The sequence below is a fragment of the Streptomyces sp. NPDC029151 genome (assembly GCF_055564315.1).
Genome location: NZ_JBVHWQ010000023.1, coordinates 1 through 10571, shown reverse-complemented (window position 1 = coordinate 10571; position 10571 = coordinate 1). Strand labels below are relative to the sequence as shown.

Annotated in this window: 8 protein-coding genes; 5 read left to right on the top strand and 3 right to left on the bottom strand. The window is 74.4% G+C overall.

Annotation, left to right across the window (positions count from 1 at the left end):
* Window positions 1-207: 207 nt before the first annotated feature.
* Window positions 208-822: a TetR/AcrR family transcriptional regulator gene (locus ACZ4VF_RS37920; protein WP_467931771.1), complete on the top strand. Its 615-nt coding sequence runs from the start codon at window positions 208-210 to the stop codon at window positions 820-822.
* A 147-nt stretch (window positions 823-969) separates the two neighbouring features.
* On the opposite strand, the gene ACZ4VF_RS37915 is transcribed toward ACZ4VF_RS37920, so the two are convergent.
* Window positions 970-1995, bottom strand: a complete 1026-nt coding sequence (locus ACZ4VF_RS37915) for a DUF2510 domain-containing protein (RefSeq protein ID WP_467931770.1) — start codon at window positions 1993-1995, stop codon at window positions 970-972.
* Window positions 1996-2202: 207 nt separating this feature from the next.
* Between ACZ4VF_RS37915 and ACZ4VF_RS37910 the strand changes: the two genes are divergently transcribed.
* Together ACZ4VF_RS37910 and ACZ4VF_RS37905 are read left to right on the top strand one after the other, a co-directional pair.
* Window positions 2203-4884, top strand: a complete 2682-nt coding sequence (locus ACZ4VF_RS37910; RefSeq protein ID WP_467931769.1) for an ATP-binding protein — start codon at window positions 2203-2205, stop codon at window positions 4882-4884.
* A gap of 492 nt (window positions 4885-5376) precedes the next feature.
* The gene (locus ACZ4VF_RS37905) at window positions 5377-6567 is read left to right on the top strand and encodes a zinc-dependent alcohol dehydrogenase (protein WP_467931767.1); all 1191 of its coding nucleotides are present in this window, start codon (window positions 5377-5379) and stop codon (window positions 6565-6567) included.
* Between the two features lie 61 nt (window positions 6568-6628).
* On the opposite strand, the gene ACZ4VF_RS37900 is transcribed toward ACZ4VF_RS37905, so the two are convergent.
* Window positions 6629-7705: an ATP-dependent DNA ligase gene (locus ACZ4VF_RS37900; protein WP_467931766.1), complete on the bottom strand. Its 1077-nt coding sequence runs from the start codon at window positions 7703-7705 to the stop codon at window positions 6629-6631.
* A gap of 115 nt (window positions 7706-7820) precedes the next feature.
* On the opposite strand from ACZ4VF_RS37900, the gene ligD reads away from it, so the two are divergent.
* Window positions 7821-8840, top strand: a complete 1020-nt coding sequence (ligD, locus tag ACZ4VF_RS37895) for a non-homologous end-joining DNA ligase (protein ID WP_467931765.1) — start codon at window positions 7821-7823, stop codon at window positions 8838-8840.
* A 386-nt stretch (window positions 8841-9226) separates the two neighbouring features.
* Entirely contained in the window at window positions 9227-10312 is a 1086-nt protein-coding gene (locus ACZ4VF_RS37890; protein ID WP_467931763.1) for a LacI family DNA-binding transcriptional regulator, read from the top strand.
* Between the two features lie 48 nt (window positions 10313-10360).
* On the opposite strand, the gene ACZ4VF_RS37885 is transcribed toward ACZ4VF_RS37890, so the two are convergent.
* On the bottom strand, window positions 10361-10571 hold a 211-nt coding region (locus ACZ4VF_RS37885; RefSeq protein ID WP_467931762.1), incomplete at its 5' end, for a VOC family protein.

Sequence of the window (10571 nt, the reverse complement as noted above, 5' to 3'; positions counted from 1 at the left end):
GGCTCGGTTCGGGCATTCATCCCCCGGCCCCTTCGCTGACGGTGGTGCGTGGTGCGTGCGGGCCCCGGCGAGGCGCCGGGACTCATCGATACGTTGCCGTACCGATACGCCAGTGTACCGATACGGGCGAGTACCGGTACACTGGCGTATCGATTGATCTGAGACACACTGGAACCAGCACGCATCACGAGTGAGGGGAAGCCGCACATGACGTCGCAGGCCGCGGAGGGACCGGAGACGGTCGTCGCCTCGCGCCGCTCCAAGATCACGCCGGAGCGTGAGCGGGAGTTCTTCGACGCCGTGCTGGAACAGATCCGCGAGTGCGGCTACGACTCCGTCACCATGGAGGGCGTCGCCGCGAGCACCCGGTGCAGCAAGTCCACGCTCTACCGGCAGTGGAAGACCAAGCCGCAGTTCGTCGCGGCCGCGCTGCGCGCCAACCGCCGGGTGCGGTTCGCCGGCATCGACACCGGATCGCTCGCCGAGGACCTGCGCCAGGCCGCGCGGGCCGCGGGCGACTGGTCCGGCAAGGACACCCGGCTGCTGCAGGCGCTCGGGCACGCGGTGACGTCCGACCAGGAGCTGGCCAAGGCGCTGCGCGAGGCGCTGGTCGACCCGGAGATCGCCGCGCTGGAGGAGATGCTCGCCCGCGGGGTCGCCCGCGGCGAGGTCCGGGCGGGCCACCCCGCGCTGGAGTACATCCCGGCGATGATGTTCGGCGTCCTGCGCGTGCGGCCGGTGCTCAACGGCCAGTACGCCGACGCCGACTACCTGGTCCGGTTCGTGGAGTCGGCCGTGCTGCCCGCGCTCGGACTGAGATGAGACCCAGGCCGCCGTCCACGGGATGACTGGACGGTGACCTGCCCGCGCCGCACCGTGGGGACGGGGGCGGCGCGCACCCCCCGGCCGGGTGGGGTTCCCCTTGAGCGGAGGGGAATCCCACCCGGCCGATCGTGTCCCCGGAGGTCCTCAGACGTCCTGGCCGTTCCCGCCGCCGGACGAGACCTTGATCCCCTTCAGGACCTCGTCGACGACCGACAGCTTCTGCCCGACGTCGATGCCGAAGCGGACGACGACCATCTGGCGGGGCCGGTTCGGGGAGGGGAAGGCGACCGACTCGACGTAGCCGTCGGCGCCCTTGCCGGTGACCGCCTTCCAGCGCACCAGGTAGCCCTTCTGCCCGGCCACCGTCACCGCCTCGGAGGCCAGCACCTCGTGCGAGGTGATGCGGCCGTAGGTGGTGCCGCCGTACGACTGCTCGGCGTTGGCCGCGATGTCCGCCTTGGCGACCTCCTCGGCCGTGTCGCCCTTGGTGCCCAGCTTCGTCGCCGGTGCCGTGTACGCGCCGCCCGGGGTGCACGTCTGGGACGGGTCGCCCGGGCACGGGTAGGAGCTGCCGGACGTGATCCCGGCGCCGAAGCGGACGGCCTGCCCGGTCCACCCCTGCGGCACCGGCAGGCTGATCCCGTTGACCGCGTCCGTCACCGAGCCGCCGCCCTCGGCCCTGGGCGCCTCGGACTGCCCGGGCGACGGCGAGGCCCCGCCCGAACCCCCGGAGCCTCCCGGGCCCCCGGACCCCCCGGGCCCGTCGAACGGCCCGCCCCGGCCGCCGTCCGGCCCCTGTGAGGAGCCCGCGCGGTCGACGCCGCCGTCGTCCTTGGCGAGGGCGTACACGCCGACCCCGATGCACAGCAGGACCGCGGCCGCCACCGCGACGGCTATGCCGTTGCGCACCCCCCGCCGGCCCGGAGCCGGCGGCGTGCCGGGATACCCCGGCTCGCCCGGCTGCCCCGGATGCGCGGGATACGCCGGGTACGCGCCGAACCCCGCCGGAGCCTGGGGCGCCGCCCCGGCCGGGGGACCCCACGCGGCGGCCGTGCCGGCGGGGCGGGTCCGGTCCGTCCAGGCCCTGCCGTCCCACCAGCGCTCGGTGGGCGGGCCGTCGTTCGTCTGCCCGGGGTCGGGGTACCACCCGGGGGGAGTCGCCTGCGTCATGCCCCCCACCGTATGAGGTGACGGTGAAAGAGGGATGAGAGGATCCCGTTGACCTTCCCCCCGCTGGTCGCGCGGGCGTGCGCGTCGCCTGCCCGCACCCTGTTTCACCCGGGCGGGCAACAGCTGCCGCGACCGGCCACCCGTGGCCCCGCCCGACGGCTACGCTCGGCACCTGTACGTCATTCGGGCGACCTGGGAGGTAACGGGATGACGGAGGGACGGCCGTCGGCGGCCGGCTCGGCTCCCCTGTGGGAGCGGGACGCCGAGATCGCCACCGTCGCGCGGGCACTCGACGTGCTCTGCGCGGACCAGTCGTCCGCGGGCAGCCTGCTGGTCCTGTGCGGCGAGGCCGGACTCGGCAAGACGGCACTGCTCGCCGAGACCCGCCGCATCGCCGAACGCCGCGGCTGCACCGTCTGGTCCGCCCGCGGCGCCGAGACCCTGAGGTCGGTCCCGTTCCACGTCGTACGGCAACTGCTCCAGCCCGCGCTGCTGTCCTTACTCCCGGAGGAGGCCCGCGAGTACCTCGGCGACTGGTACGACATCGCCGGCCCCGCCCTCGGCATAGCGGATCCGCAAGGGGACAAGGCCGACCCGCAGTACGTCTGCGACGGACTCGTCGCCGCGGTGCGCCGCCTCTCCCGCCGCCAGTGGCCGCTGGTGCTCCTCCTGGACGACGCGCACTGGGCCGACCAGGAGACCCTGCGCTGGCTCGCCGCGTTCGCCGAACGGCTGGACGACCTCTCCGTCCTCGTCGTGGTCGCCCGCCGTCCCGGGGAGACCGGCGGCGAGAGCGCCCGCCTGCTCGACGCGGTCGCCGCCGCGGGCCGCCCCGCCCACACCCTCAGCGCCCTCACCCCGGACGCCACCGCCGGCCTCACCCGCGCCACCCTCGGCCGGCACGCCGACGACCCGTTCTGCCGCGAGGTCTGGGCCGTCACCGGCGGCAACCCCTACGACACCGTCGAACTCCTCGCCAAGGTGCAGGACAGCGAACTCGAGCCGGTCGAGGCGCGGGCCGGCGAACTGCGCGCGCTCAACCGCGCGGCCCGCGGCGGCGGACTGGTCGACCGGCTCAAGGGACTCGGCCTGGAGGCCACCCGGTTCGCCTGGGCCGCCGCCATCCTCGGCACCGGCATCACCGTCGACATGGTCGCCCGCCTCGCCACCATGGACGACGAACTCGCCCGCGGCTGCGCCGACCTGCTGTGCACCGCCCGCATCCTCACCGAACCCCCGCCGGCCCCCGGCACCGAACGGGAGGCGGGCGAGCTGGAGTTCGTCCACCCGCTCATCGCCACCGCGGTCTACAACTCCATCCCGCCCGGCGTGTGCACCGCCATGCACGGCGTCGCCGCGCAGATCATCACCGAGCTGGGCCGCGGCGCCGCCGAGGCCGCCCGGCACCTGCTGAAGGTGCACCCGGACGACGACGAGGAACTGGTCGAGCAGCTGCGCGACGCCGCCCGCGAGCACCTCGCCGTCGGCGCGCCCGACGCGGCCCGCCGCTGCCTGGAACGCGCCCTGGAGGAGCCGCCCCGCCCGGAGGTGCACGCGCGCGTCCTGTACGAACTGGGCTGCGCCACCCTCCTGACCAACCCCGCGGTCACCACCGAGCACCTGCAGAGCGCCCTCGCCATGCCCGGCCTCGACGGGGACGACCGCGTCGACGCCGTCGTCCGCCTCTCCCAGGCCCTGCTCCACAACGACCAGCTGGAGGAGGCTGTCCGCACGGTCGAGGCCGAGGCCGCCCGGCACGAGGCGGGCCCCGTCCGGATGCGGCTCCAGGCCTTCCAGTTCATGTGGGAGGGCATCCACGGCGAGACCGTCGCCCCGGCCCGCTCCCGCCGCCTCGCCGAACTGGCGGACACCTGCACCGGCCGCGACAACGCCGAACGCGCCCTGCTGATCCTGCGCGGCTTCGACGCGATGACCCACGGCGAGAGCGCCGACGAGGTCCTCGCACTGTGCGACCGCGCCCTCGTCAACGGCCGCCTCGCCCCCGGCCTCGGCTGGACCGACCCCGAGTGGGGCATGGAACTGCTGATGATGCTCGGCAGCGCGTACGCCTACGCCGACCGGCTCGACCGCGCCGAGAGCCTGTTCGCCGAGGCACGGCGCGTCTACACCGCGGCCGGCTGGCGCGGCGGCCACCTCTCCCTGGCCAACGCCTTCCTGGGGCTCGCCTACCGCCGGCAGGGCCGGCTGCGCGACGCCGAGTCCGCCCTGCGCGAGGCCCTCGTCCTCGCCGAACGCGTCGGCCGCGGCCTCCCGCTGTACTGGTCGGCCAGCTGCGGACTGGTCGACACCCTGCTGGCCCGGGGCCGGGTCGAGGAGGCCTGGACGGTTGCCGAACAGTACGGTTTCGCACCGCCGTACCCGTCGACCATCGTGCTGCCCGACATCCGCTCCGTGCGCGGCCGGCTGCTGCTCGCCGTCGGCCGCACCGCGGAGGGCATCGGTGAACTGGAGGCCGCCGAGAAGACCGCCGTCTCCCGCGGCGGCCACAACCCGGTCCTCGCACCCTGGTCCGTCGACCTCGCCAAGGCGCTCGCCGGCCAGGACCCGGAGCGGGCGGCCCGGCTCGCGGCCGACGCCCGCCGGCAGGCCGAGCGGTTCGGCACGGACACCGCCATCGGCGAGGCCCTGCGCTGTGCCGCCGCGCTGGCGACGGGCCGGCGGGCGGTGCAGCTCGCCGCCCGCGCCGTCACCTACCTGGAGGCCTCGCCCTGCCAGTACGAGCACGCGGCGGCCCGTGTCGAGTACGGCATCGCCGCCCGCTCGGTCGTGGAACTCGGCCGGGGCATGGACCTCGCCAAGGCATGCGGCGCGGAAGCCCTGGTGGCCCAGGCACGGGAGGTGCTGGCGACGGGGCGCGGCCTGCACTGAGCCGGGGTCACCCTCGGCCCGGCCGCCGTTCGGTGAGCACCCGCCGGGCCGTCGCGGACGCCGCGTCGGCGGCCGGCATCCCGTCGTACACGGCGGTGTGCAGCAGCACCGCGTTCCGGTCTCCTCCGGTGCCGGCCCGCCTCGTGGTGCCCGAGTGAGCGGGCCCAGGCGGAGCGGGCAGTGCTGTCGGGGTGCGGTGCGGGGTCCCGTCGCACCCCTCCCGGCTTGCCCGGTGCGGCACGCCGTGAGGACGGCCGTCACCGCGACGGCCGTCACCGCGACGGCCGGCAGCGTCACCGGTCCGGCGCGCCGCGTACGCGCCCTGTGGCTCACGTCCCTGCCCCCGGCGCGACCCCCGTCCCCGTGGTCCGGTCGTGCGCGCACCGGTGCGCCCCGGCCACGGGTTCGACGGCGATGCGCGCGGGTACCCGGCCGCCACCACACACGGCACACACTCCGCAGCCGTACGCGTGACCAAGGGAGTGCGACCACATGAAGGCAGTCACCTGGCAGGGCAAGCGGGACGTCCGGGTCGAGGACGTGCCCGACCCCCGGATCGAGGAACCCACGGACGCCGTCATCCGCGTCACATCCACCGGGTTGTGCGGCTCCGACCTGCACCTGTACGAGGTGCTCACCCCGTTCATGACCCCGGGCGACATCCTCGGCCACGAACCCATGGGCATCGTGGAGGAGGTCGGCTCCGAGGTACCGGACCTGCGCCCCGGCGACCGTGTGGTGGTGCCCTTCCAGATCGCCTGCGGGCACTGCTTCATGTGCGACACCGGGCTGCCCACCCAGTGCGAGACCACGCAGGTCACCAGCGAGGGCATGGGCGCCCCCCTGTTCGGCTACACCCGCCTGTACGGCGCCGTCCCCGGCGGCCAGGCCGAGTACCTGCGCGTCCCGCAGGCGCAGTTCGGGCCCATCAAGGTGCCCGAGGGACCGCCGGACGACCGGTTCGTCTACCTCTCCGACGTGCTCCCCACCGCCTGGCAGGCCGTCGAGTACGCCGCCGTCCCGCCGGGCGGGACCCTCGCGGTCCTCGGCCTCGGGCCGATCGGCGACATGGCCTGCAGGATCGCCATGGCCCGCGGCGCGGAACGCGTCTTCGGCGTCGACCTGGTACCCGAGCGGCTCGCCCGGGCCCAGCGGCGCGGGGTGGAGACGTACGACCTGCGGACCTTCGACGACGAGAAGGCGCTGGTCCACGCCATCCAGGACGTCACCGGCGGCAGGGGACCGGACGCCGTGATCGACGCCGTCGGCACCGAGGCGCACGGCAGCCACGCCGCCAAACTCGCCCAGACGGCCACCGCGCTCATGCCGCGCAAGATCAGCGGGCCCCTCGCCGAACGCTTCAGCATCGACCGGCTCGGCGCCCTGTACATGGCCATCGACCTGGTCCGCCGCGGCGGCACGATCTCGCTCAGCGGCGTCTACGGCGGCATGGCCGACCCGATGCCGATGCTCACCCTCTTCGACAAGCAGATCCAGCTCCGCATGGGCCAGGCCAACGTCCGCACCTGGACGGACCGGATCATGCCGTACCTGACGGAGGAGGACCCGCTCGGCGTCGAGGACTTCGCCACGCACCGGCTGCCGCTGTCGGAGGCGCCGCACGCGTACGACATGTTCCAGCGCAAGCAGGACGGCGCCGTCAAGATCCTCATGCAGCCGTGAGGGTGAACCCCCTGCGGCCGGGTCTCGTGCCGCCGAGCCTCGTGCGGCCGGAGCCCGGCCGTCAGCCCCGGTGCTTCTCGCCGAGGATCTCCGCCAGGTCGTAGCGCACCGGCTCCTCCAACTGGCCGTAGGTGCAGCTCTCCGCCGTACGGTCCGGGCGCCAGCGGCGGAAGCGGGCCGTGTGCCGGAACCGCTGCCCGTTCTCCATGTGGTCGTACGCCACTTCGGCGACACGCTCCGGCCGCAGCGGCACCCAGGACAGGTCCTTCTTGCCGGACCAGCGGCTCGGCGCGCCCGGCAGCCGGGCCGTCTCGTGCGCGGCCTCGTCCGTCCAGGCGGCCCACGGGTGCCCGGACACGTCGTCCATGCGCAGCGGCTCCAGCTCCTCGACCAGCTCGGCGCGCTTCTTCATGGCGAACGCGGCGGACACGCCCACGTGCTGGAGCCGGCCGTGCCCGTCGTACAGGCCCAGCAGCAGCGAGCCCACCACCGGGCCGCTCTTGTGGAAGCGGTACCCGGCGACGACGACGTCCGCCGTCCGCTCGTGCTTGATCTTGAACATGGCCCGCTCGTCCTGGAGGTAGGGCAGGGTGAGCGGCTTGGCGACGACCCCGTCGAGGCCGGCGCCCTCGAACTGCTCGAACCAGTCCCGGGCCACCTCGATGTCGGTCGTGGAGGGCGCCAGGTGCACCGGCGGACCCGCCGAGGCCAGGGCCCGGTCCAGCAGGGCGCGGCGGTCGGTGAGCGGGACGTCGAGCAGGGCGTGGTCGTCCAGGGCCAGCAGGTCGAAGGCGACGAACGAGGCCGGGGTCTTCTCCGCCAGCATCCGCACCCGGGAGGCCGCCGGGTGGATCCGCTCGGTCAGCGCGTCGAAGTCCAGCCGGCCGTTCCGGGCGATCACGATCTCCCCGTCCAGCACGCACCGCTCGGGCACCCGCTCCTTCAGCGCCTCGACCAGCTCGGGAAAGTACCTGGTCAGCGGCTTTCCGGTCCGGCTGCCCAGCTCCACCTGGGGGCCGTCCCGGAACACGATCGACCGGAAGCCGTCCCACTTCGCCTCGTAGTGCATCCCCGGCGGGATCTTCGCCACCGACTTGGCGAGCATCGGCTTCACGGGCGGCATGACGGGCAGATCCATGCATCCGATTCTGCGCGCACACATCGGATCCCGCTCGTATACATCCCGCTTCACACCGTATGCTCCCGCCTTCCCCCGGTATGCGCGCTGTGCGGGGTGCGCCTACCGTGGCCGCATGGGCGATGCGGTGGAACTGGAGGTGGGCGGCCGGACCGTACGGCTGTCCAGCCCCGACAAGGTGTTCTTCCCGGAGCGCGGCTTCACCAAGCTGGACCTCGCCCGCTACTACACCGCCGTCGGCCCCGGCATCCTGCGCGCCCTGCGCGACCGCCCCACCACCCTGGAACGCTATCCGGACGGCGTCGGCGGCGAGTGGTTCTACCAGAAGCGGGCCCCGAAGGGCATGCCCGACTGGATCCCGACCGCCCACATCACCTTCCCGAGCGGGCGCAGCGCCGACGAGATGTGCCCCACCGAGGAGGCCGCCGTGGTGTGGGCCGCCCAGTACGGCACCCTCACCTTCCACCCCTGGCCGGTGCGGGCCGCCGATGTCGACCACCCCGACGAACTCCGCATCGACCTCGACCCGCAGCCCGGCACCGACTACGCCGACGCGGCCCGCGCCGCGCACGAACTGCGCGCCGTGCTGGAGGAGTTCGGCGGGCTGCGCGGCTGGCCGAAGACCTCCGGCGGACGGGGCCTGCACGTCTTCGTGCCCATCGAACCGCGCTGGACCTTCACCCAGGTGCGCCGCGCGGCGATCGCGGTCGGCCGGGAGATGGAACGCCGGATGCCCGAGCAGGTGACCATCAAGTGGTGGAAGGAGGAACGCGGGCGCCGCATCTTCCTCGACTACAACCAGACGGCCCGGGACCGCACCATCGCCTCCGCCTACTCCGTCCGCCCCCGCCCGCACGCCCCCGTCTCGGCACCCCTGCGCTGGGAGGAGGTCGGCGTGGCCGAGCCCCGCGACTTCGACCTCGTCACCATGCCGGCCCGGTTCGCCGAACTCGGCGACGTGCACGCCGACATGGACGAGCACGCCTACTCCCTGGAGGCGCTGCTGGACCTCGCCCGCCGGGACGAGCACGAGCACGGCCTCGGCGACCTGCCGTACCCGCCGGAGTACCCGAAGATGCCCGGCGAACCGAAACGCGTCCAGCCCAGCCGGGCCCGGGGCCGGTCCTCGTCATGAGATCCCGGCGGGCCGGTGGGTGTTCTCGGCGGGATGACCCGTGCGCCGACCCGGAGCGGCCTCGACGCGAGCTCGCCGGCTGAACCGGCGCGTCGGCGGCCCCCGGCCCGGTCCGGACGGCCGCCGGGACCACCCTCACGGACGTCCCGCGCGGCACACACCCCGGCATGGCCTCGCCCGGGCAGCGCACCGTGCACACCCCCGCCGGGCTGCCCTGGCAAGACCTCGCCCTCGCCCGTACGGGTTCCGGCGGGCGGAGCACCGGGCGTCGGGACGGCGGTCGGCCCGCTCGGCGGAGCCGCACGGTTCCGGTCCGCTCCCCGCACCGGCCCGACCGGCGCCGCGCGGCTATCCTGATCGCCAGCCGCCGAGGAGGAGTCCCCACAGTGACCGAGGCAGTCTCGCGCCCCACGCTGGAGGCCGTGGCCGCACGGGCCGGCGTGTCCCGGGCCACCGTGTCCCGAGTGGTCAACGGCGGCGACGGGGTCCGCGAACCCCTGGCCGAGCGGGTCCGGCGGGCCGTGGAGGAACTGGGCTACGTCCCCAACCAGGCGGCGCGCAGCCTCGTCACCCGGCGGCACGACGCCGTCGCGGTCGTCATCGCCGAGCCCGAGACCAAGGTCTTCGCCGACCCCTTCTTCGCCCTCCAACTGCGCGGCATCAGCAAGGAACTGACCGCGCACGACAACCAGCTCGTGCTGCTGCTCACCGAGGGCCGCGCCGACCACGCGCGCGTCGCCCGGTATCTCGCCGGCGGCCATGTCGACGGCGCGCTCGTCTTCTCCCTCCACCTGGACGACCCGCTGCCCGGCCTCATCCACGACGCCGGCGTGCCCACCGTGTTCGGCGGACGCCCCGGCTGGGGCGGGGACAGCCCGGCGGCGGACCCGGGTGTGGCGTACGTCGACTGCGACAACCGGGGCGGGGCCCGCGCGGCCGTACGGCACCTGCTGGACCTCGGCCGCCGGCGTGTCGCGCACCTCACCGGTCCGCTGGACCAGACGTCCGCGGTGGACCGGCTCGACGGTTACCGGGACGTCATGGCCGACGTGCCGGGCGGGAGCGATCCCCGGCTGGTCGTGGAGAGCGACTTCACCCCGGCCGGCGGCGAACGCGCCATGCGGGAACTCCTCGACCGCTGCCCGGACGTCGACGGCGTGTTCGCCGCCAACGACCTCACCGCCCTCGGTGCCCTGCGCGTGCTGCGCGAGAGCGGCCGGCGGGTACCGGAGGACGTCGCCGTGGTCGGCTTCGACGACATGGTGCCGGTCACCGAACAGGCCGAGCCCCCGCTGACCACGGTCCGGCAGGAGATCGAGGAGATGGGCCGGCTGATGGCCCGCCTGCTCCTCCAGGGCCTGTCCGACGAACGGCACCGACCGCCCACGGTCCCCGGCGCGCCCGTGGCTCCCGGCACGCCGGGCACGGCGGTGATCCTGCCGACGACCCTGATACGCCGCGCCTCGGCATGACAGCCGCCGTGCACACCCCGCGGCCCGGCCCGCAGGCCACCGAAGCGCTCAGCCCTGTGCCGGCTCGCTTCTGATCACCGCGAAGCGGACCCCGTACGGATCGGCGAGCTTGGCCATGCGGCCCACGCCCTCCAAGGTCGTCGCGGGCATCCGCACCGTCCCGCCGAGCCGCTCCGCCTGGGCCACCGTGGCGTCGGTGTCGACCACCTCGAAGTACGGCAGCCAGTACGGACCGGGCTCCACCTCGTCCGGCGCGTCG

Excerpts from the sequence above, each read along its gene's own strand:
- ACZ4VF_RS37900 (WP_467931766.1), bottom strand. The coding sequence starts at position 7,705 with ATGGATCTGCCCGTCATGCCGCCCGTGAAGCCGATGCTCGCCAAGTCG.
- ACZ4VF_RS37910 (WP_467931769.1), top strand. The coding sequence starts at position 2,203 with ATGACGGAGGGACGGCCGTCGGCGGCCGGCTCGGCTCCCCTGTGGGAG.
- ACZ4VF_RS37915 (WP_467931770.1), bottom strand. The coding sequence starts at position 1,995 with ATGACGCAGGCGACTCCCCCCGGGTGGTACCCCGACCCCGGGCAGACG.
- ligD (WP_467931765.1), top strand. The coding sequence starts at position 7,821 with ATGGGCGATGCGGTGGAACTGGAGGTGGGCGGCCGGACCGTACGGCTG.
- ACZ4VF_RS37920 (WP_467931771.1), top strand. The coding sequence starts at position 208 with ATGACGTCGCAGGCCGCGGAGGGACCGGAGACGGTCGTCGCCTCGCGC.
- ACZ4VF_RS37905 (WP_467931767.1), top strand. The coding sequence starts at position 5,377 with ATGAAGGCAGTCACCTGGCAGGGCAAGCGGGACGTCCGGGTCGAGGAC.